We start from the raw sequence: 23,203 nt of genomic DNA, 5'->3' as shown, positions 1-23,203 counted from the left end.
AGCCAAAACAGTATACTTGCATATACAATGGAGTGGGAATTTGCGGGAGCAACCTTTATCCCATTTAAAAAAAGAGGCTATAGATCATATTCTAAAATCGATATTTGGGAGGGGTAATATCTTTTAGCCTTAAATAAACTGCAGCCTGGGCTTGGTGATGGGTGGTATGACTATAGGCCAGCATTATTATTTCTGCAATGCTAAATTCTTTCCATGGTGCTTCATCAGGATATTGATGATTGCTGGAAAAGAGATCTTTGTCATTTTGTTGGTTTAAAACCTTATTAAAGTGATTAAAACCGTTCTGAACATAGTCCAAAATTTTATTATTGTCAGAGGAGTCGGGTTCTTTATCTACTGATGAACCATCGAGAACTCCGGCATAAATCTCCAATCCATTTCCTATGTGAGTAAATAGCTTTCCATATGGCATTATCTCCGCAGTGGGTTGAAAGTCAAAATCAGATAATGGCATAGATTTAAACAGTTCGTAGCAATATGATTCAATGCTCTTCATTCTTAATACAAACATTCGCAACAATTGTGCGGAATCAATTTTTTTTGGAATTACTGTATTATTGGTTGGTAAAAATATCATTGGTGCAAACCCTGACATCAATTTCAAAGACTTCCTTCTTTCCATCATTGATTTAATAACTTTGTTTCTACGTTTACTATAACTTTCTTAAATGCTCGTCATAGGCTTTAAACCCTGCTTTTTCATATAAATCCTTATATTCTGGGTCATCTTTCATAAAATCAAACCTCGAATCTCGCAAAAATGAAATTTGAGGCTCCCGTTTGTCATATGCTTCGCTTAAGTATTTGAGTGTATTTTCTTTCTCTTCCAGGTAGGCATAGAAAATTGCTTTGATAATTGGACGACTGAGAAATTGCAAATTTGATTCTTTATCATAGGTAAACATTTTCTCAATGGCAGGCTTAAAATCATTATCCCGGAATAGGATATAGATTTCATTTTCACCTATCAATTCGGCATATTTAGAAAAAGCTTTACCAGCTTCTTCATATTGTTTCAATCCGGCATGACATAGCCAAAGGAATTGATATGTGCCTACAGGAGCGCGGTTTTCTTTGATTAGTGTATTGCACTTTAAAATACCTTCTTCAAATTTTTCAGCACGGAACAAATCGCGTATATATTTCAATTCAGCCATTTCGTCCAAAGGATCCAGTTTCATGGCTTCGAGATCCAATTTAAGGGCTTCATCAGTTTGTCCAAATTGAGCTAAGAAAGAGGCCAGCATAAACTTTTCTTCCGCCCCGCCAGGGTTGAGGGCTACAGCAAGTCTTTTTGCTTTCTCTGCCTGTATCCAATTGTACTCATGAAAATAATAACTGCCCATGGCCAAATGGGCACCAGAGCTCAGTGAATCCATGGCATGAGCTCTTTTGGCCAGCATCTTGGCTGAATCCAGAGCTATATCCCTTTTCTGGCTTTCCTCACCTGATATGGCCCAATCTGCCAGGTTAAAATAAACCAGAGCCAAATAAGCATTAGCTTCGGCAAAACTGGAATCTAACGCCACTGCGGATTCAAAATATTTTTTTGCTTTAAAGATTTCACCTCGTTTCATATTAAGCGGACCGTTGACGAACTCAAGTTTTCCTTTCAAAAATGTTTCGTAGGAGAGGGGATCGATTTTTTTTCTGGGGTATAACTTATTGGCACCTAGTGAAAATTTTGATTCTATTTTTTGAGCTATATCCATGGCTATTGCTGACTGCAAATCGAATATATTTTCCAATGACTCCGTATAGGATTCTGAGAAGATGGTATAGCCGTCTTTTGAATTTGTCAATCGTACAGAAATCATGATTTTATCTTGTTGCTTTTGAACACTGCCTTCAAGAATATTATTCACATTTAGTTTGTCACCGATGCTTCTTATGTCCTCATTTGTGTTTTTGAATGAGAAAGAAGAGGTTCTTCCAACCACCTTTAATTCTTTGAATTTGCAAAGAGAATTTAGTATTTCCACGGCTATACCATCACTGTAAAATTCCTGATCCTTATTAGGGCTCATGTCCAGGAATGGCAATACCGCAATTGTATTATCTCTGCTTGAGTCATAGGTGGAAACCGCGGGAGTATTCTGTGGTTCGGATGTATCAATAAAATTAACAGCAATGGCAATAATTAAAACTACAATTATAACCACATTCAGACGTCTATTGGTTGCTGATGTTATAGATTCATCTGAGGAAATATTAGCCGTCTTTTTTAAACCTTCAGGAGTTACCTCATAAACCCAGGAGAAAATCATCCAAATGGGTAAACCCACGGCCATTAAAATCATAAGGGTTTTTAACACCCATCCTGGGGCCTCAAATTCGGGAAGAATTATTGTTAAAACCTGAACTAATACCCAGGCAACAACTATGTAGGCCATTGTTGCCTTAATAACATTTCTGCGTTTCAGCTCTTCAAAAAACTTCATTCCAGGAACATAATTATACTAGTTATAAAGGTTATCATATTTAATCTGCAAGCGCAATGATATTTGTCAGGTTTTCAAAAGGCTTGTTTATATTTATCGAGGAGCCATATTAGACCAATAACTTTATTTCAGCCCACATTATTTTAATGATTGGAAACACCTGATATTCCCTTGCAGATAAGACACCTGGCAACGATAGTAACTCCTTTTAATTCTTAGAATCCACGCTTTCCTCTGATTCTGCTAAAACCCGGGTAGTAATCCAGCAGCAGTATGGGGTCAAATAAAAAGCCCAACCTGGTAAAGGCTGGGCTAAATATTAATATTAGGTAATTTAATAACTTATGGAATAAGATCTCCTAAACTACATATCAGTCCTATATATTCAGCGGGTGATACTCCTTCAAGTTCCTCTGCTGTAATTGTTTCAGATTGCCCGGCCGCTGTAACCGTATAAGTATCATTACCATTATCGCATATCTCTATGGTTTGGCCTTGCAGATCGCAGGAATCACAATTTCTATCGTCAGCGTCGTCGTCTGAGCAACTGCTAAAGCCAAAGGCCATTGTTGCTAAAACGGACATTCCTAAAATACATTTCTTAAACATAACTATCTGTTTTATAAAAGGGTTAAAGAATCAGAACGATTCTTTTTGCTAAATATTTCATCAGTGGTGTTTGTTAAAAAATGGCAGCCCGGAAATAATTAGGATGATTTTAGGATATGCGCGGGAAGCACCGGTTATCCGAATGAGTTATTATAAGGCGGTCTTTAAACCGGTTATTAACTGATCAATGTCCTCCATACTGGTATAATGCAAAAAAGACATTCGCAACACTCCCGGCTCCAGGGGAATACCCATATCCATAAGAGGCCGCACAGCATAGAAATTGCCCATGCCTAACATTAATCTATGGTTAGTGAGGTCAGTATATACCTTTTTTACGCTTTTATTAAGAGGAAGGATCGAAATGGTGGGGACCCTTTGATCTGCATAATCAGGACCTAAAATCTTAAGGTCGCCCCGGGATCTCAAAAACTCAAGTAGAGGCACCAGGAGGGCTTTTTCCTGAGAACGAAATAATCTGTTTAGGGCAATGTTCCTTTGAGAAGGCAATGCCTCTTTCGTAAAATGATGTGCATAAACTGCATCAAAATAATCCAAAATACCGCTAACTGATCCAATTTGCGCATGATCCGGGCCTGAAGGGGTAAGCATACTTCTGGTGATACCCTCCTTAAAAAAATGCGACTGGTTCTCCATCTTTTTAATCAACTCATTCTTAACGTACATCATCCCCAAATGCGGCCCAAAAGTCTTGTATAAGGAAAACAGGTAAATGTCTGCTCCCAACGCCTTTAAATCTGGCAGGCCATGTGGAGCATAAGCCACCCCATCTACCACACAAAGTGCTCCATGGGCATGTGCCTTTTCACTTATTTCTTTTACAGGGTTCACATGGCCGATTACATTTGAACAATGGGGGAATGCTACCATCCTGGTTCGCTCAGAGAATAAACGGTCCAAGTCCTCCTGGCTTAGCAATCCTGAATCTTTATCTACATGCCACTCTACAATCTTAATTCCCCTTTCTGCTAATCGCCTCCATGCTCCGGCATTAGCCTCATGATCCTGACATGAAAGAATGATCTCGTCCCCGTCTTTCCACATAGGACGCATAGCGTTGGCCAACACATACACATTTTGTGTGGTAGAGGGGCCGAAATGTATTTCGGAGGCATCTGCATTCAGGTACTCCGCCATCCGTTTATAGGAAGCATCCATCATTTCTCCTGCTTTCATGGATGCGGGATACGGATAATAGGGCTGCACCTTATTTTTCATGTAAAAGGCAGTCAGTTTATCAATGAATTGGATACAGGGATAAGAACCCCCGGCATTTTCAAAGAAAGCCCATCCCTGAAGCGCAGGTTCTGTAAAAGCAGGAAATTGTGTGCGTATAAATGGTAAATCGAGTTTCATAACTAATGAGAATGTTGACTAATAGTTGATCACTATTTGAAGTAACTGGTTGTTTTCTCTAAGATAGAGAATTATTCTACACAACTTATACGATGTTTGACGCCAAAAATCAAATGCTTCCGGAATTGAGTAGAGTTAGACCCTCATGGATTGCTCTTTTCTGCCAGGTTAATTGTTTTAATCGTGGAGATCAGACTACCGTTTTCAGACATACCCTCTATGTAAAACGATATATTTTGCATTCCGGTATCTGCAATATTAAATAGTGCTTTGCCATTGGGGCCTATGGTTAAAAGGGGTTCCCAGTGGATGGCTCCTGTTAACTCAAAAAGAGGATTAGCATAAATGTATTTTGGGGTATAAAACTTTTTTGGAACATCGAAACCGTTGGTTGTATCTATAAATTTTCTTTTATCCGCTGCAGTGGAATTCCCCTGAAGTCGGGTCCTTCTGGTCCAAATCCTGATTACACCACCTGCACCATTTACGCCCTCTGTAACATCAGGCCTGGGATTGACTTCAATACGCTCAATATCTGCGGTATACAGCTCGTAAAGAAAACTAAAACCACCGGAATTCTGAAAGTTGGATGCTACAGGGGTACCCGGAGTCTTATTCATACCTCCGAAGCCATTGCCCTGACTTTGCGATGAAGAGGATGCGGGCGATGATCCTTCAGCCAAAATACGTGTGCCATCTAAATATATTACAGGGGGTGCACCACCAAGACTCCTTCTATTCCTTATCCCAACAGAACCCATCCCCGGCACAATATTATATCCTTTCATTCGGATAAGATCTGTTACCCGTGGGTACATATTTACTACTTGTTGATCTACTACGATCTCTTTCCGGCCAATTATATTAGAAAATTTTCGCTTTTCCCCAACTAGGTTCACTTCATCTAAAAAGATGGTTTTATTCTCTAACGCATAGTCCAGTGCTGGTAGTTCCGGAGCATTGATATCCGGAGTGTTATTTGATTCTGTGTTGGATAAATAGCCAGGCCATGAAGAGGTAAGAATTCTTGCATAAAGACCAGGCGACTTCAACTCGCCATTATTCCTGACGAGCTTTATTCCTATTTCTTCTCCCTTTTCAACCAAAAGGTTTGGGATACTAAAATCCGGCCCATCTAATAACACCACTCGAGAATTATGATATCTGGAATCTTCCATAACAAATTGCGGAAACTTGTCCGTATCAATGTTGTTGAAGCGTCCCTTGAGGGTGAGACCATTTTCATAATTAAAGTTGACATTGGGCGCATGGTTGAAGATATTCTTCCATTCATACCTGCTCCACCCCTGTATAAGCAGAAGCAGGTCCAGGTCGAAATTCCTTCTTGGCCCAAATTCTCTGAAATAATAAGCTGGATTATCTATATATCCGCTTAGGTATGGTTTCAAAAAGAATTCAGATAAAATATTGACTTTCTGATTGTAGGCCCTTGTTCCTGAGGGCAATACCGAAATACTGAGACTCCCGTTATTTGCAAACTCTGATGATACCTTGAGGCCAATCACCAGGGAATCCTTTACTTTTTCATCAATGTAAACTTCGGCTTGCATGTCCTTTAATCTCGTCGGATTAAAAAAGAGGCGTTCTAAAATGGGCTTGTTTTCTTCATCAAATAGTGTTACCGTGTTTACCCCTGGAAAGAGTAGTTCCCGGTTTATAGAAAGGAGGGTTTCCATTTGCGCAGTGTCAAAAACAAGAGATCTTGTCGTTGCAATATCTCCATCCTTGTGAATCAGAAGCCTGAATTCTTCATTTTTAATATTCTTTAAAGTCTTTTTGTTGGTGGTCAAAGCTATTAATATATCACTCTCACCATAATTATTTACTACCCTGAGGACAATGCCTTTTTCCGATACGGGGGGCAGGGGAGCCATTACCTCCCTGTTGTTTCCCAGTTTAATACTCACATTGTAACTACCATTTAGAGGACGGAAGGGAAAACTAGCCATTCCGAAAGCATTACCCTTAAAATCCATAATGCTTTCCCCCTGATCATTAACCAGGCTGCCTTTGTCAAAAACTACGCTGCGGCCATCGCTGTTTATAAGCTTAACACCAATTACGCTTTCCAATCCTTCCACCAGGCTGCCTCCTTCCGGTAGCAATTGCAGATCGTATTTTGTTTCAACCAGTTGCCTGACTTTTGTATTTCCATTAATGACCTGTATCTTTTGTACAAAGGAATCTTCCTCGGTAAAGTTTCTCATCCAGTTGGTTGAGGCTTTTATAAAGTAGTCGCCACTTGCGTAGGTGGAGTCAATACTGATATTCCCTTTGGCATACCCATTAACCATCATTACCAGTTGGTCCTCTAAGGGTAGCCCTTGTTCATTGTATATGGAAACCTGCAGGTTGGTGGTTTGGGTAAAGGGCACTCCATTCTTCCTGTCGTATGCGTAAGCGCTAAACCAAAGCTCTTCCCCGACAACATAAGTACTCTTGTTTAAGTGCAGGAATATTGATTCTCTGGGGAGTTCAAAATAGGATTTGTAAGATTCTTCTATTGTTGAATTGTTTTGTGCAAGAAGTCCGTTGGATAAAAGTACAGACAGCATTAGTACATAGAAAGTTTTCCCCATGATTAAATATAGTCCTAATAATGAAGACAATCAATGAGATTGAATCTAAAATTAAATTTTGTAGCATTCCCAAGGTTACGATGCAGTTCTGCCGGTTTCTTGATTTGAAAACATTAAGCAATTATTGTTGGACTGGATATTATTTAATTTTATAAGAATAGGCAATAATATCAAAGACCTTTAAAGTAGCTGTTGATTAAATCTTTGAACCTTTTTTCCTCATGTAGTACTTGTAAATCAGGATCAAGTTTTATCCAGACCAGGTCTCTGTATCCATTTTTAAGGCCTTTTTCCAAATAGTCGAGGGCTTCATTTTTTCGGTCCTGAACCGCCAGTAATTTAGTATACTCAAAATAAATTGTTGAATCGAGTTCCATTGCTCTTTTTCCAATTTCCCAACCTGTATCTTTTTCTCCTAAACGAGTAAGTGTGATTCCGTTATAAATATATGATTTTGGGTCATTGGAATAGTCATCTAGCCATTTTATGGCGGTTTTTTGATATTCAAGAAAATGATCTCTGGCGGTTTCACTTTTCCCTATTAAATTATAGTTTATTCCCAGATCATAATGAGCTGAGGCTTCCTGAGAATTTTTTTCAAGGATTGTTTCCAAAACTACAATCGCTTTGTCATACTTTCCTTGAAGCCGGTAGTCATGTGCCAGTCGGTATTGATTAATTAAAAAACCCGGGTTAAGATCTGCTGCCTTAAGATAAGCTGCTTCAGCTTGCTCAAATTCATTTAGTCCGATATAACATGAGCCCAGATAAAAATAACCCCAGGGATTATCAGGTGAATAGTCAATCATACGATTAGACCAGACCAAAGCAGAATCTATTTGACCATAATTTTCCATATATATCCTGATTATTCCACTATTGGTAAGGATTATATACGGATCAATATGAAGTGTTCTTTTGTATTCGTCCAAAGCCATATCATAATGACCCTGATTCTGAAAATACCAGCCCAAATTATGGTGCGCGGCCGGATCATCCGGGTATAACGCAACCCGCCTTTTTGTGTATTCAATGCCTTTATCAAGGTCGTTTTCAACATTTACTGCATAAAAGGCAAGAATGGCAAATTTTTCCCTGTCGGTAAGATTATCAACAGATATTATAGCCTCATCCAACCATTTGCGTCCTTCGTTCCTATCAAATTTTTCAAAAAGTAAATTCCCCAGTGAAGCTTTTGCAGCAGTAAAATTGCTATCAAGAACTATTGCGTTTTTATAATGATTTTTCGCCGTTTCAAAATCGAGGAGGAGGTGACTTTCAATACCCAGGGAATACTGTTTAAGTGCCTGCAAAGAAGAGGTAGTGACTTTATAGAGTGGTTTACTTTGGTCCGAGATCATATTTATAGATTCTCCAAGGCTTCGCCTGATCTTTTTACTTAGCTTATCCAGTTTTTCGATAATTTCATCCTCATCTTGGGCATAAAGCACTTCTGATTTTAAGATATTTGCTGTTTTAACATCCACTATTTTGGACGTAAGAATATATTGGGTTCCCACCTTACTAATAGTTGGTACAATTATTATTTCAACCCCTTCGCGCATGGCTATTTCAGTACCGGTTTCTTCATCGATATTTGTTATGTTGTCTTTTTCCATTCGCTTTAATGTCTCTATAATTCTCTTGCGGGTTAAAACATTTAAATATCGAGATTGATTTATACTAAGGACAAAGGCTGTATTCAACGAATGATCAAAAATTGTTTCATCGGTTAGGTTTTCAAAATCCGTTATCACAATCCAATCCCTTTCCGTAAAAGGAATGGTAGTGCCACTATAGGTAATAAAAATAATTATGGCAATGGCAATGGTAATCGCGACAGGAGTTACTGTTCTGAGAAGTCGGGTTATTAGCGTCTTCCGTTGATCTTTTACAACATTCCCTGCCAGGTTTTCTCTGACTGTAATTTCTTTACAGCTGACATTGTACATTCTAACCGGCTCATCGACATTCTTTAAAGATTTCTCTTCTATAAATTGCGTTTTTATATCAGCCTTATTTTTAACATCCCGGTAGACCGATTCAGAAATGCTTATGCAACCCTCTTTCGTGGATTCCTGCAACCGGGAAGCAATGTTAACCCCGTCGCCAAACACATCAGAATTTTCAAATACCACTTCTGCCTCATGTATACCAATTCTCAAAGGAATATTTTTTTCGCGACAAGCTATCTGAATTTGAATAGCACAACGAACCGCATAAGAAGGAAGATCAAAACTGATTAGCATTCCATCTCCCATTTCCTTTACCAGGGTCCCATTGTACTTTTTAAGGAAATGGGTATGTATATCACGGTTATTCTTTAACACCTCAAAGGCGCGATCCTCATCTGAACCCATTAAGGCAGTATAGCCTGCAATATCGGTAAACATTATAGCTGCGAGTCGATGCTGTTGCATGTGAAGATACCGTTATACTAGCCGGTCATGTTAATGACCGAAAGAATTATTATTCTTAATCAATTTAGGCGCAGTATATTTAAAAGGCAATGATTTTTATCAGCTTTTAGGTTTACCCATATAATCTGGGATTGGTTTTCCAAGAGAAACAATAGTTATCATTTTGGATATTAAATTGATGGTGGTTTAAAATGGGGAAATGCTATCAGCAAGGACTAGGAGAATTGGAAAATGATTCTATTTAATTAATTGAAACTATTCTTTAACTGGTTGTATCTTTTTTGAATAAAAGATAATCAGATTCAATACTCTTCCAACAACCATTTCAGGGCTAGATTGCGTTCCGGAAAAATTTTGTTTCCAAACCCAGCTTCCTGGTAGATATTTCGTGAATGAAGCCATTATTTATAATTCAATATCTTCCGGTTTGATAAGTACGATGCGAATGGCTTTATTCATTACCCGTTTATGTACAATTCGAAGGGAAGCTTAAAAACGTCAGCCCCGTTTAATTTAATAATAATATTCCGTGACCCTGCCTGAGTTTTATATACCTTTTTTTGATAAGTTCTATTACTGAAAACGTAGATTCAAATATGTTCTTTGCGGAATTAGAACCGGTGTATGTCAAAACAACCACCTGATTCTTTTCTCTAAATATAACTTTCCAATTCACAGCGCCTTTGGTAACCCAAAAAATGCAAAACATATTGGGAATCTAATTTATCATTAAACTTGCCCGGAGCCATAATTTGCTGTAGTTTAGGAAAATCTATAAGGATGGTTTTCATATACTTGATATCCCTTTATAAAGAATATTATGATTTTAAAAATAAACAATCAGAGTTTAGAGGTAGATGTTGATCCGGCAACTCCTTTATTATGGGTTATTCGTGAACAAGCCGGTTTAACAGGTACAAAATTTGGGTGTGGGATAGGGCAATGTGGTTCATGCACCGTGCAGCTTGATGGTGTAGCCATAAGATCTTGTTTAACACCAATTCAGGCTGTTGCTGATAAAGAAATTACTACAATAGAGGGTATTGCCAGTGAAACTGAACTACATACCATACAGCGCATCTGGATCCAGGAGCAGGTTCCTCAGTGCGGTTATTGCCAGTCAGGGCAAATCATTTCTGCACATGCCCTATTGACAAAAACTACTTTGCCTACGGATGAAGAGATAGATCAGGCCATGAGCGGTAATATTTGCAGATGTGGCACCTACTCCCGTATCAAAAAAGGGATCAAATTAGCGGCAGAAGAATTAGCAGGGGCATCAACCATAAATCTCGAAAATAATGGGTAAGTGGACGAGACGCGCATTTATTACCACCGGCATACTTACAGGTGGTGCTTTAGTTGTTGGGATAGCCATAAGACCTGGTAACCGGGCCGGAAAAGTAAAGGATTTAATTGCAGGTGAAGGAGATACCGTACTCAACATCTGGCTGAAAGTTAACGCAGACAACACAATTACGGTTATAGTTCCTCATGCCGAAATGGGGCAGGGGGTCCATACCACCTTGCCTATGATGCTGGCTGACGAAATGGATGCGGATTGGGAAACAATTACAATGTTAGAAGCTCCGGGGAATGCAGAATATGCCAATTACGCTATGGCAAAAGGATTTATAATGGGTCCAAAAGACATTCCTTCCATGCTTATCGGAACTGTTGACGGCTTTTTTTTGACAGCCACTAAACAGATAAGCCTTCAAATGACCGGTGGAAGTGCTTCGGTACGTTTTACGGGCATGTTGGCTATGCGCGTGGCAGGAGCTGCGGCAAGGGCAGTTTTATTAGAGGCTGCCTCTGAGAAATGGGAAGTCGCCTTGGAGGAATTAGTAGTTAAGAATAGTACTATTTCGCACCCACCTAGTAATAGAACGGAACCCTTTGCGAGTTTTGTCGCTAAAGCGGCCAGCTTATCACAACCGGCCAAACCACGTCTTAAGACCACAGAAGAATTTACGATAATGGGGACCTCTCCTCCACGTTTCGATATTCCATCAAAGGTAGATGGAACAGCAAATTTTGGAATTGATGTGACCCTGCCAAATATGAAATATGCAGCCATAAAGGCCTCACCTGTTTTTGGAGCCAGGGCAAAACCTTTGGATGCAGGTGCAATTAAAGATATGCCGGGGGTGCATAAAATTGTGAATCTTGAAGGAGCTGTCGCGGTTATTGCCGATGGCTATTGGTTGGCAAAAAAAGCTATCAATGAATTGCCCATTGAGTTTGACAAAAGTGATCATGATACCGTAGGAATGAATGACATTTATGATCAGTATTTAAGGGATATGGATGTCGCCGTTGCTGACGGCAAGGAAGAAAAAGATGTTAAAAAAGGAAACATAAATAAAATTTTTAAAGAAGCAACCAATATAATAGAGGCCGAATACAGGGTACCTTATTTGGCCCATGCCACAATGGAACCCATGAATTGTACTGCTTTGGTAAAAGAAGATGGTTGTGAGATATGGGTGGGAAGTCAGAACCCCTTGGGATTTGCAAATAGTGTAGCCGAAGAACTGGATCTGGATCAGGAGAAGGTGCTGGTCCATAACCACTATCTGGGAGGTGGGTTTGGTAGAAGATCCGTGCCCGATGTAGCTATACAGGCAGCCCTGATTGCCAAAGAAGTAGACTATCCGGTTAAGCTCATCTGGTCTCGCGAAGATGACATCAGACAGGATCATTACAGGGAAGCCAACATCAGCCGTTTTAAAGCGAGCCTTACTGATGAAGGTCAGATCATTGCCTGGAACAATCAGTTCCTGTTTAAGCACGATCCGGAAGAAGCCCCGCATATTCCTTATGGCGTAGAAAATCAATTTATACATTATACCAACAGTGAAACCCATATACCCTGGGGCTATTGGCGGAGTGTTGACTCTTCCATGCATGCATTTTTCACAGAATCCTTTATGGATGAACTTGCGTTCAAAGCCAATAAAGACCCCTATCTGTTCAGGAGGGAACATCTTACCAATGCACCACGATATTTGAAGGTACTGGATCTGGCTGCCGGGAAAGCCAATTGGGGAGAAGATCTTCCTGCTGGTTGGGGGAGGGGTATATCACTTCATCAATCTTTTGGCACCATTGTTGCCCAGGTGGCCGAGATAGAAATAATCGAAAATGATTTAAAGGTCCACAGGGTGGTTTGTGTGGCAGACCCTGGTTTTGCGTTTCATCCTGATGGCTTTACAGCGCAAATGGAAAGTGGTATCGTTTTCGGCTTGACAGCTGCTTTGTATGGAGAAATAACGATAGAAAACGGAGCTGTAAAGCAAAGTAATTTCCATGATTACCAAATGTTGCGGATAAACGAAAACCCCAAAATCGAGACCTATATTGTAACCAGCGATAACTGGCCGGGTGGTGCAGGAGAACCCAGTACCCCTGGTATTGCCCCGGCAGTAGCTAACGCAATTTTTAATGCCTCAGGTATTCGAATACGCGAACTGCCTTTTAAAAATCATGAATTGAAGGCCAATACCGGTTTATTAGGATAATAATAAAACCTAAGAATTTGCAATCAATAATTGATTTCTTTCAGCAGAGACTGGTCATTTGAATACTATTAAAAACAAAAAGGAAGCCTGTTTTTACAAGCTCCCTTTATACAAAATTATATGTCACAAGCTTATTTAATAACCGGTATTAATCAGCTTCTCTTCTATTTCTTTTTTTCGTTTTTCCAGGATTTCCTGTTTCCTCGCGAGTATTAATTGCTGATTCTTAATTTGTGATAGTTCCTTTTGTAATAATTTCTTTTCTACATTTTCTGTTTCCAAAGAAACATCTGTATTTGTAATAGCATTTAAATCGTACTGAGTAAAAATATCTAATTGGTTAATAAGGTCTTGAATATCACCAAATGCTTTTTTGGTATAATACCTGCCCATTTCAAAATCTTTAGGGTCTGAAGCCTTTTCTAAATGCTCAATCCCATCTAATATCGGATCCACTGCCTTATCACAACCACAGGTTTCAATTAACTTTTTGGCGTTTTCTAAAGCTTCCAGAGCTTTATAGGCATAATATTTTTGATGATCAAAGTTTTTGGCGCTAATAGATTTCTTGGTATGGTTTAGCGCATAGGAGGCCGAAGTATAAGTATTGTCACATTTAGCAGAGGCCCACAAAGTTGTCAGAATAAATGTAAGGGATAATAAAAATCTGGTAATCATGGTAATTCATTTTAAGATTAGGGACTGTAAAAGAGCTAAACTTTATTGGATTATTAAAAAAAATGTGGTCAAACGGCAACATTTGTAGTCAAAATACTATTAAAACCAAAATAACGGGCGTAAAATATAATTTATCCTGCCCCTGTTTATTTTTTTAAGGATTTATTCAGCCAACTTTTAAAACCAAAAAAAGATATTCAATTAGTGGTCTTATACCTCGTCATAAGATATATACTACGAGAAAACCTAAATAAGTGCCAAGTGCGTTACCTAATGTTCCAACAAGGATAGCAGGTAAGATTAGTTCATTTCTGTCAAAAGTTTCTGCGAGTGCTATGGCAGTAGTACCTCCGCCAATATTAGCCTGACTTGCTATGGAAATCATTTCCCAATCTCGGTAAATTAAACTACCCAGTACAACCACAATAATTCCATGAAGAAAAACTGCTAATGAAGCAAAGGTTAATAAGGTAAGTCCCACTTCTTTCAATTCTATAACGGAACTTATTTCGCAATAAGATCCAATTACAGCGAGAAATATATAAACAAGGTATAGCCCAAGGAAATGGCTGCCTTTTAAACCCTGTACAAATTTTATTTGTGCCAGTAAAATGCCAATTGTTGACAAGGTTAAGATCGACGGGATTTTGGGGAATACATTAGTTATCAATTCAGATACATAATAGGCCGTAAGACCAAGAAAAATTAACCAGATCAGCGAATTAAAAGTCAGCTTTTCTTTGTCTTCGCCTTCCATTTCTTGCTTTGCCGTTTTTACTTTCTTATCCTTCCAGAATGTTCTTAGGATGGCAGGTATAGATAAAGTGGCTATGATCCATATAGTAGTGATTACATTATCTACTGCAATAGTTCCGGCGTATAGAATACCTCGCTCCTGAAAATCATATTGGAGGGCAACGGCATTAAAGTTTACGCTTCCTCCTGTATAGGTGCCGGTAAGCATGCCGGCAATAATTTTTCCATCTTCACCAAGAATATGCTCCGGCGCGATCAGGGTCCAGGCAACCAGTATTCCAAGGGTTGTAGCCAGAGAACCAATTAGAAATAAAATGATCATGGGGGCTCCGGCTTTCTTGATTGAATTAAGGTTAACCCCCAGCAATAAGTAAAAAATGGAGATAGGAGCCAAATAGGTAAAAATTCCATCGTAAAGCGAAATGGAATTAGAGGCGGAAGGAATCAAGTTTAGATTGGCGATTACTGCTGTAAAAAGTATTACCAATAGCGCAGCACCCAGCTTTTTGCCAATTTTCGTTTTAGCTGCGTAGTCTGCCAGGATGACCATTAAACATAATACGCCTAGGACATAAATTGGATTTGTCGCGAAGTTCATTGGCTAAAGATATCAAAATAATATTCTCCGTTATCCGGGTACAAGCTTTTGAAAGGCCTGGATTAACAGCGATACTCCGATATATTTCTTTCACTATCTTTATAAAAGTGCATAGAATTTAAATATGAATAAAATAATATTTGATTCTGGTCGTGTACTTAAACCCGGTAAAATAGCAAGAAATAATATTTTTAGAACTAACAGCCAAATACAATTCCTATGAAAAGCGTTCTTAGTATCCTGATCTTCCTGGTGGTTTTTTCAAGCTGCAATAATAAGCCAAAAACGGAACCCATAATCGAAACAGCGGAGATTGATAAAAGTTGCCCTGAAGAGGGGGTTACACTTCAAATTTTAGGCTCTGGCGGCCCTGCCGCCGGTAATGGAAGAGCTTCTACAGGCTATCTTGTTCGTTTAAATGGTAACCCGGCAGCCATGATAGATGCAGGCGGTGGCACCTTTCTCCGATTGCAGCAGGCAGGAGCACACATGCGGGATATTGCGTTTCTGGGAATAAGCCATTTTCATCCCGATCATGCTTCAGAATTGCCGGCATTGCTATGGTCCGACATATTTTCCAACCGGTCTGCACCATTAAATGTTTCCGGACCTGCCGGAGATGGCTCTGACGGCCTTAAAGGGTTTTTGACTGCCATTAATGATATGGCAGCTCCAATAGATGCTTTTACAAGGATAAATGCTATTGAAGTGCTCCCGAAAAAAGATTCTCTAATGACAGTTTATAAGGATGAATTAATGGAAGTTGCGGCAATAGGAGTGAACCATGCAAATAAGCCTTCTCTGGCTTATAAAGTGACTCTAGGAAACAAGCGAATTGTCTTTGGTGCAGATCAGACCCTGGATAGCCCGGGATTTATAGATTTTGTAAAAGGATCCGACCTAATGGTTCTGCATTTAGCAATTTCTGAAGAGGCAGAGAAACCATTTACAGACCTCCATGCTAAACCAGGAAAAGTAGGGGAGGTAGCAAGAGAAGCGGGTGTTCAGCGCGTGGTATTAAGTCATTTAATGAAGTTGGATTCTTCCCATGCCCGCGCCAGGGAATTCAGCCTCTCAGATTTAAATGCAAACATAGAATTGGTGAAGGCTAATTTTAATGGGACTATAATTCTGGCGGAAGACCTTGCTTGTATTCCTTTGTAATACATACGATAGTCAATGTAAATGACGTTTTTAATCCTTACCCATTATTATTTTCCTGGCAGGATCCAACCATGCTTTATTTGGGGTATATAAAAAACCATGTCCAAGACCGGTATTGATCTGAAGTTGCTCAAAGCTTGTTGCATTGGTAGATTTATCTATCCAATGTTGATAATTATTGCCGGCAACAGTGTCAGATTTTTCATAGATTCCGAGGATATTCCCATGCATGTTAAAGTCAAATGTTTTCAGCGAATACTCACTGCTTGATCCCAGAAGTACATAATTTACATTATTGGTATTCAGGTCTGAAATATACATGGCTATCATTCCACCCTTGGATGCCCCAATTACCGTAATGTCTTCGGGAGTTACGCCTTTGGAAATAAGTGCATCTATTTCTTTTGATATTTTCTTGCCAAATTCGTAAAATTCCGTATTCTCTGTTCGAACTTCTGCGTGGACCTCAGCCCCGGTGGCTTTAAGTGAATCAATAATGGAAGTATATTCATAAGCACCGAATTGCGGACTTACGGCGTTAATTCCCTGTATTTCTATAATCATGCCATGTAAATAAAATATATGTTTCATAGATTCCTGCTTTTGAGAACATGAGATTAGTAAAATTAGCACTGAAAAGTTGTAGAGGAGGTTCATTAGTCTTAAGTTGAATGGTTTTAAGTGTAAGATAAACAATTAAGGTCAAACCCAACAGGGGTTAATAGGCTATTTATCCTGATCACCAGGATTTTGCCATGAACTATATACGGTAATTCTATCATCTCCATCAGGAAATTGATTTTTTGAAAACCTTCACTAATATTTTGATAAGACTTCTTATATTCACAACTTAATATATTTAATAGCAGCCAACCAGTATGAAAAAATTTCAAAACTACCTTATTGCATTTGTTTTAGTGGGTATCCTCGCCCATTGCACGGATAAAAAACCCGCAGCCGAAGAAACGGATAATAAAGACCGGAATATGTTTGGACTTTATATCCCGAGAGGTTTAACTAAAACTACGGAAGGACTTACTCCGGGTTATGTATTGTTCAGACCAGCAAATTCAGCTTCTGTATATCTGGTTAACCGGGAAGGAAAAGTAGTGCACGAATGGAAAGGTAATTATGAGGTAAACAGTTTTTATTTAAATAATGATGGTTCACTCACATTGCTATCGGTAGATCCCGATTTTCCTGTATTTGGTGGTGGGGGTAATGCCGGCAGATTGCAAAGGGTTAGTTGGGACAGTAAGATTCTTTGGGACTTTGAATATGCCAATGAAGAATATCATGCACATCATGATATAGCTGTGATGTCCAATGGTAATATTTTAACTATTGCTTGGGAAGCAAAGACGGCAGAAGAGGTCTTGCAGGCTTGAAGGAAACCAGAATTTACTCCAAAAGCAGGCCTTTGGCCGGATAAAATAGTTGAATTAAAACCTAAGGGTAAAAATGCTGCTGAGATCGTTTGGGAATGGCATATCTGGGATCATTTAATACAGGATTATGATGAAACCAAGGATAATTATGGTGATATAGCAGCGCATCCTGAGCTTCTCGATTTTAACAAAGACGGCGAAATACCTCCGCTTATATCCCATGATAGTATGGCGGTATTGCATAAATTAAAAAGAGCATGGAGGAACCAAACTGTTGAAAACAGAGGAGCCGATGTGTATCATTTTAATGCTATTAACTACAATCCGGAACTCGATCAGATTGTCTTTAGCTCCCCTAGTTTGGATGAAATTTTTATAATTGATCACAGTACAACCACTGAAGAAGCTGCCGGTCATAGTGGAGGCCGTATGGGCCGTGGGGGAGATATTTTATACCGTTGGGGAAATCCGAAAAATTATAACCATGGAGATTCTACCAATCAGAAATTATTTGGTCAGCATGATGTCCGGTGGATTGAAAAAGGACTTCCCGGAGGAGGCAATCTTACAGTCTTCAATAATGGCATTCCCATGGGACCTGACAGCCTTGATTATTCTGCTGTTTATGAATTGGAGCTACCTATGGATAGTGAAGGGAATTATATTAGGGGAGAAGAAGGTGTTTTTGGTCCGGAGGAACCTGTTTGGAAGTATATAGCGCCGGATACACTTTCTTTTTATGGTAGCTTTATTTCAGGGGCACAGCGGATGAAAAATGGAAATACATTTATCAATGAAGGGCCCAAAGGCCGCTTTTTTGAAGTTACGCCTGAAGGGGAAATTGTCTGGGAATATCTGAATCCCTATCGCGGGAATATACACCATTCTGACGGGGAACCGGTTTCACCAATGCCCATGGCATACTGGCAATTCAGATCAAATTTTATAGAGGAAGATCATCCCGGATTGCAAGGCAGGAAATTAGAACCAATAGATCCGCAACCTGAGGAATTTAAACTTCCCCCTAAACCAAAAAAAGAGGGTTCCTGATTTTTAGCGGCAAAATTCAACTAGCTAGTTTTAAAAAACAGGTATCTAACTGACTTCCTGTCAAAAGGATTGCTAATCATACTGAATTCCGGGTAACTGTAGCTTTATTTCACTGGCAAAATTGGTCCATTCCTGATACATTTCCTGATATTTTTGAGGGTTAGTGTTTTTCAGATCATTAATTTCCCCAAGATCTTCCTCCAGATTATAGAGTTTAAATTCGGATAGACTAAACGGATCGCTGAAATTGGTTATTTTCCACTGGCCTTTCCTCAGCATGGTATTTCCGCTATGTTCCAGCCCAAAAACATAGTCTTCAGGATGTATGGTGTTAACTTTGGCAGAAATAAAAGGCACAAGTGATTTTCCTTTTATTGGAAATAGTGTTGTTCCATTAAACTCTTCAGGATAATCTATGTTGGCTATTTCATAGAGCGTAGGCGCAATATCCATAACAGTAAGAAAGTCATCGGCAATGCTATTTTTTTCTGTTACCATGGGGCCACTCACAATCATTGATGCTATGATGCCGCCGTTGGTGGCATATTCCTTATAATATCTGAAGGGAGATGAACCGGCTTCGGCCCATTGCGGACCATAAGAGATCAAAGAATTTGCTTCTCCCATAGTTGCATAATCATTGTTAAAATAGGGATTGATATAAGGTTTGATTCCGGGATTGTTATAATAGTCTTCCCCTGCGGCACCATTGTCCGACATAAAAATAATCAGGGTGTTTTCGTATTCCCCGATATCTTTTAGATACTGTATGATACGGCCAATATTCACATCCAGATTATCTACCATACCTGCATAAAGTTCCATTTTTCGCGATTCTCTTTTTTTATCATTGTCTGAAAGGGAACTCCAGGGCCGTACGGAGGGATGTGTGGGAGGCAGGATAGCATTTTCTGGAATCATCCCCGCCTTTTTAAGACTTAGAAACCTCTCTTCTTTTAGTTTGTCATACCCCTCATCATACTTGCCTTCATATTTTTTCCAATAATCTTCATCAACCTGCAGTGGCCAGTGGGGAGAAGTATATGCCGCATAGGCGAAAAAGGGACGTTTGTCTTTCTTGTTCTGATCTATAAAGGCGATGAGTTTATCCGTATAAAGATCCGTTGAATAGGATCCATCCGGCCATTTTGTGCTTTTACCGTCTTCTGTATAATGTGAAACCGGAATACCTTTAAATAACCCCTGGCTGTTATAATGATTGCCAACACCTTCAAGGAGCACAAACGAATTTTCAAAACCCTTTTGGTGAGGATTGGCCTCCCTGCCATTGCCCAGATGCCATTTACCAGCCATATAGGTATGGTAGCCATCTTTTTTTAACAACTCAGGTATAGTAGCTACCCTTTTTGTCAGATATCCTTCATAGCCAAAAACTTCTGCACTTAATGCCTGCCTTCCTACGCCTGCAATATGGTTGTCGTTACCTGTTAAAAGCATTGCTCTGGTAGGGGCACACATTGGTGCCGTATGAAACCTGCTAAAACGGATGCCGGTTGTTGCTAAACCATCAATATTAGGAGTCGCAATATCCCCCCCAAAACAGCCCAGATCTGCATAACCAAGATCATCAGCCACCAAAATTAGAATATTTGGCCGGGTGTCTGTTGAAGTTTTTTCAGGAGTGCCCGCACAACTTATAAAACCAATGATCACAAACAATAAGAAAAGAATAGAATTTGTATTGTTAAGACTGAAAATAAAATTGTTTTTGATAAAGCTATAGTAGGTTCTAAAATTCATAAGAAAAATATCGATGGATTTAGGTGTCTATTACGTTATGATTCATTATTTGAATCGATAGTTCATTCTTTTGCTCCCTAAGGTAAGGATTTATCAATTAGACGTATATCACTAGTATTCATAATAATTGTCTGATGTATCCTTTTAGGAGTAGTATATATTACTTGTTATAAGGAATGTTGCACATTAATGGGACTATCCCCGATAATTCAGTATTTTGTAATTCCTTAAAGCAAAATATGAAAGTATTATTTATTGGGGGCACAGGTAATATTAGCAGCGCTTCCAGCAGATTGGCTGTTTCGAGGGGGATAGCGCTATACCATCTGAATAGGGGAATTAACAAAATTGAAATAAAAGGCGTAAAAACTATTATAGGTGATATCAACAATCCCGCAAGTTTATCTGTACTGAAAGACCACAACTGGGATGTTGTAGTTAACTGGATTGCCTTTACGCCAGATGATATTGATAGGGATATTGCCTTATTTAGAGGAAAAACCAAACAATATATTTTTATTAGTTCAGCATCTTGTTATCAGACCCCACTGCGTTATCCGATTATTACGGAATCCACACCACTATTTAATAATTTATGGGATTACTCCAACGATAAAATTAAATGTGAGGACAGGCTAATGAAAGCATACAGGGAAGAAGAATTTCCAATAACCATAGTACGGCCTTCATTGACTTATGACACGGTTATCCCAATTGCTATTGGAGGGTTTAAGGAATATACTACAGCCGATCGAATCCTGAAAGGGAAGGAAATAATTATCCACGGAGATGGGACATCATTGTGGACAGTTACACATTCTGATGATTTTGCGCTTGGTTTTGTTGGATTATTGGGATTGTCCCAGGCCATTGGTCATGCGTTTCATATTACATCTGATGAAATTTTAAGCTGGAACATGATCTATGAAATCCTGGCGGATAGTTTGGGTTGCGAGGCAAAAGTAGTCCATATAGCTTCAGATTTTATTTGTAAAATTGAGTCTTCATATACCGGAACTTTGCTGGCTGATAAGGCAGAAAGTGTCATTTTTGACAATACTAAGATAAAAACATTTGTACCCGCTTTTAAAGCCACAATCCCTTTTTCAGAAGGCATAAAAAGGACTTTGCACTGGCTTGATGCAAACCCTGAAAAGAAAATTATAGACCCCGAGGAAAATAAACGGATTGACAACATCCTTAAGGCCTATAAAATGCTTTAATAAGATTGAAAATAACAGCAACTAAAATTATAAATCATGATTAAAAAAATTACAATAGGAATTGTCCTTTTATTAGGAACGCTGGGGTTCAGCCAAACTGAAGTATATGAATTTCGTGAATATGAGTTAAAGTTTGGGAAATCTGCGACAGTCTTGCATGATTATTTTGAAAAAGCCTTGATACCCGCCTTAAACAAACGGGGAATAAACAATGTTGGAGCATTTGAAGAAATTGGAGATGCCTTGCCCAAGAAGATTTATTTATTAATAGCCTATAATGATATGGATGCTTATCAGAAGGTATTAAGCAATCTCAAGGAAGATCAGGTTTTTCTGAAGGCATCTGAAGCGTATGACAAAACTGCACAGGAAGATTTTCCTGTTGAACGATATGTAACATCATTATTTACAGCATTTGAGGGCATACCCAAACTTATTAGGCCCGCAGAAGGGTCAATGGTGTTTGAATTGCGAACTTATGAAGCCTATAACGAAGATGCATTTCAACGCAAAGTGAAGATGTTTAATGAAAGTGAACTGGCCATTTTTGATGAGGTAGGTTTGCATTCTGTTTTTTTTGGCGAAAAAATTGCAGGCCCGCAAATGCCCTGCCTAACCTATTTGCTGGCATTTAAGGATATGACTGAACGCGATGCTAACTGGTCGAAATTTGGCCCCAACCCGGAATGGCAACGTATTTCTAAATTACCGGAGTACGCCAATACGGTTTCAAATATTTACCGGGTATTTTTAAGGCCATTGCCTTATTCTCAGTTGTAAACTAAAACAGGAGTTGTTCTTTGAATTTAAAATTACCTTCTTGGCTGCTTATATAATTAACTAAAGGAGAAATAGGATAAATACCAGGCTTTTAACAAGGCTATCTGTTAAGTTTAAACGTATCAAGGTTTATATCATCCAGGCCAACATCATCAAACGGATATTCGAGATGATCCTGGATGTTGTAAAGTGAAACAAGTATGAACTCCGTTAGAATCACAATAAAATATGTAATAGCCTGATTGTTTTCCAAACCAACGTCATAGATAATGGTTGGGGCATATATCAATGGGAAGATATAGATAAAGACAAGACAATAGGCCTTTAGGCTTATTGGTGTTCTATGCGTATTTATGGCATGTAAATTCTCTATGGATTCATGCAGATCTTTCATAAAGCGAAAAGTCCTGTCTTTTAAATTTTTAGAAACAGTTTGATCATTGGCTACAATAAATGTGAGTACTTGATCAATGATGTCATCCAATTCTTTTGTATTGTCGCCATTATTTTTTAATTGATCCATTGTCTGTTCACTGATATTAAGTAAAATATCAGTCATTTCTTTTTTACTTTCAGGAGAAAGTTCATTGTTACTCATCACAAAATAGTGAACGGTCTTCAGTGCACTTCTGAATTTACTCAAATGCTGCAGGGCTTTTTCCCGCCGTCGGAAAGAACCTCGTATTGTAAAAACCAGGGGAAATATTATCGCAATGCTGAGCATTGTTAGATCAACATAAAAATTAAGATTTAACCTAAAAGACAGAAACGTAATGATAAATGAAATAATCAATACAATTAATGTGCGATAAT

General features: G+C 38.9%; 18 protein-coding genes. 7 read left to right on the top strand and 11 right to left on the bottom strand.

The genetic code is table 11. The features are described from left to right. Positions 1-91 precede the first annotated feature (91 nt). The 6 genes from G504_RS0109165 to G504_RS0109140 all read right to left on the bottom strand — a co-directional run bounded on the left by G504_RS0109165 (position 92) and on the right by G504_RS0109140 (position 9,468). On the bottom strand, positions 92-646 hold the full coding sequence (locus G504_RS0109165; RefSeq protein WP_083930720.1) for a DinB family protein: 555 nt from the start codon (positions 644-646) through the stop codon (positions 92-94). 28 nt (positions 647-674) lie between these two features. After that, the gene (locus tag G504_RS0109160) at positions 675-2,462 is read right to left on the bottom strand and encodes a hypothetical protein (protein WP_019669871.1); all 1,788 of its coding nucleotides are present in this window, start codon (positions 2,460-2,462) and stop codon (positions 675-677) included. 342 nt (positions 2,463-2,804) lie between these two features. Continuing rightward, a complete protein-coding gene (locus G504_RS0109155) occupies positions 2,805-3,071 on the bottom strand; it encodes a hypothetical protein (RefSeq protein WP_019669870.1) in 267 nt (88 codons plus the stop codon). A 150-nt stretch (positions 3,072-3,221) separates the two neighbouring features. Then, entirely contained in the window at positions 3,222-4,448 is a 1,227-nt protein-coding gene (locus tag G504_RS0109150; protein ID WP_019669869.1) for an aminotransferase class V-fold PLP-dependent enzyme, read from the bottom strand. A gap of 143 nt (positions 4,449-4,591) precedes the next feature. Continuing rightward, positions 4,592-7,048, bottom strand: a complete 2,457-nt coding sequence (locus G504_RS0109145) for a hypothetical protein (RefSeq protein WP_019669868.1) — start codon at positions 7,046-7,048, stop codon at positions 4,592-4,594. Between the two features lie 170 nt (positions 7,049-7,218). Beyond that, the gene (locus G504_RS0109140; protein WP_083930718.1) at positions 7,219-9,468 is read right to left on the bottom strand and encodes a tetratricopeptide repeat protein; all 2,250 of its coding nucleotides are present in this window, start codon (positions 9,466-9,468) and stop codon (positions 7,219-7,221) included. Between the two features lie 820 nt (positions 9,469-10,288). Between G504_RS0109140 and G504_RS0109130 the strand changes: the two genes are divergently transcribed. Together G504_RS0109130 and G504_RS0109125 are read left to right on the top strand one after the other, a co-directional pair. Continuing rightward, positions 10,289-10,777 (top strand): (2Fe-2S)-binding protein, encoded by a 489-nt coding sequence (locus G504_RS0109130; protein ID WP_019669865.1) that lies wholly within the window; start codon positions 10,289-10,291, stop codon positions 10,775-10,777. Then, entirely contained in the window at positions 10,770-12,992 is a 2,223-nt protein-coding gene (locus G504_RS0109125) for a xanthine dehydrogenase family protein molybdopterin-binding subunit (RefSeq protein ID WP_019669864.1), read from the top strand. Before G504_RS0109130 ends, G504_RS0109125 begins: the two co-directional genes overlap by 8 nt. Before the next feature lie 135 nt (positions 12,993-13,127). Here the strand turns inward: G504_RS0109125 and G504_RS18440 are convergent, their stop codons facing one another. After that, positions 13,128-13,670, bottom strand: coding sequence for a hypothetical protein (locus tag G504_RS18440; RefSeq protein ID WP_019669863.1), 543 nt, complete (start codon positions 13,668-13,670; stop codon positions 13,128-13,130). A gap of 220 nt (positions 13,671-13,890) precedes the next feature. Continuing rightward, complete coding sequence (locus G504_RS0109115) at positions 13,891-15,024, bottom strand: DUF819 family protein (RefSeq protein WP_026348482.1); 1,134 nt, start codon at positions 15,022-15,024, stop codon at positions 13,891-13,893. 219 nt (positions 15,025-15,243) lie between these two features. Between G504_RS0109115 and G504_RS0109105 the strand changes: the two genes are divergently transcribed. Continuing rightward, on the top strand, positions 15,244-16,188 hold the full coding sequence (locus G504_RS0109105) for an MBL fold metallo-hydrolase (RefSeq protein WP_019669861.1): 945 nt from the start codon (positions 15,244-15,246) through the stop codon (positions 16,186-16,188). A 30-nt stretch (positions 16,189-16,218) separates the two neighbouring features. Here the strand turns inward: G504_RS0109105 and G504_RS0109100 are convergent, their stop codons facing one another. Further along, a complete protein-coding gene (locus G504_RS0109100) occupies positions 16,219-16,779 on the bottom strand; it encodes a hypothetical protein (protein ID WP_019669860.1) in 561 nt (186 codons plus the stop codon). Positions 16,780-17,066: 287 nt separating this feature from the next. Between G504_RS0109100 and G504_RS19975 the strand changes: the two genes are divergently transcribed. Together G504_RS19975 and G504_RS19970 are read left to right on the top strand one after the other, a co-directional pair. Then, positions 17,067-17,576 carry a hypothetical protein gene (locus G504_RS19975; RefSeq protein WP_019669859.1) on the top strand — a complete coding sequence of 170 codons (510 nt, stop codon included), beginning with the start codon at positions 17,067-17,069 and terminating at the stop codon, positions 17,574-17,576. Between the two features lie 45 nt (positions 17,577-17,621). Then, on the top strand, positions 17,622-18,626 hold the full coding sequence (locus G504_RS19970; protein ID WP_262493639.1) for an aryl-sulfate sulfotransferase: 1,005 nt from the start codon (positions 17,622-17,624) through the stop codon (positions 18,624-18,626). Positions 18,627-18,698: 72 nt separating this feature from the next. Here G504_RS19970 and G504_RS0109090 read toward each other — a convergent pair whose 3' ends face one another. Next, positions 18,699-20,387 carry an arylsulfatase gene (locus G504_RS0109090; RefSeq protein ID WP_019669857.1) on the bottom strand — a complete coding sequence of 563 codons (1,689 nt, stop codon included), beginning with the start codon at positions 20,385-20,387 and terminating at the stop codon, positions 18,699-18,701. 239 nt (positions 20,388-20,626) lie between these two features. Here G504_RS0109090 and G504_RS0109085 point away from each other — a divergent pair, with 239 nt between their 5' ends. Together G504_RS0109085 and G504_RS0109080 are read left to right on the top strand one after the other, a co-directional pair. Next, positions 20,627-21,610 carry an NAD-dependent epimerase/dehydratase family protein gene (locus G504_RS0109085; protein ID WP_019669856.1) on the top strand — a complete coding sequence of 328 codons (984 nt, stop codon included), beginning with the start codon at positions 20,627-20,629 and terminating at the stop codon, positions 21,608-21,610. A 36-nt stretch (positions 21,611-21,646) separates the two neighbouring features. Continuing rightward, positions 21,647-22,390: an NIPSNAP family protein gene (locus G504_RS0109080; RefSeq protein WP_019669855.1), complete on the top strand. Its 744-nt coding sequence runs from the start codon at positions 21,647-21,649 to the stop codon at positions 22,388-22,390. 100 nt (positions 22,391-22,490) lie between these two features. Here G504_RS0109080 and G504_RS0109075 read toward each other — a convergent pair whose 3' ends face one another. Beyond that, the gene (locus tag G504_RS0109075; RefSeq protein ID WP_019669854.1) at positions 22,491-23,114 is read right to left on the bottom strand and encodes a cytochrome P450 family protein; all 624 of its coding nucleotides are present in this window, start codon (positions 23,112-23,114) and stop codon (positions 22,491-22,493) included. Positions 23,115-23,203: the final 89 nt, after the last annotated feature.

It is taken from the genome of Eudoraea adriatica DSM 19308 (genome assembly GCF_000382125.1).
Classification (GTDB): domain Bacteria; phylum Bacteroidota; class Bacteroidia; order Flavobacteriales; family Flavobacteriaceae; genus Eudoraea; species Eudoraea adriatica.
The sequence above is the reverse complement of the archived record's forward strand: the minus strand, read 5'-3'. Positions and strand labels throughout refer to the sequence as shown.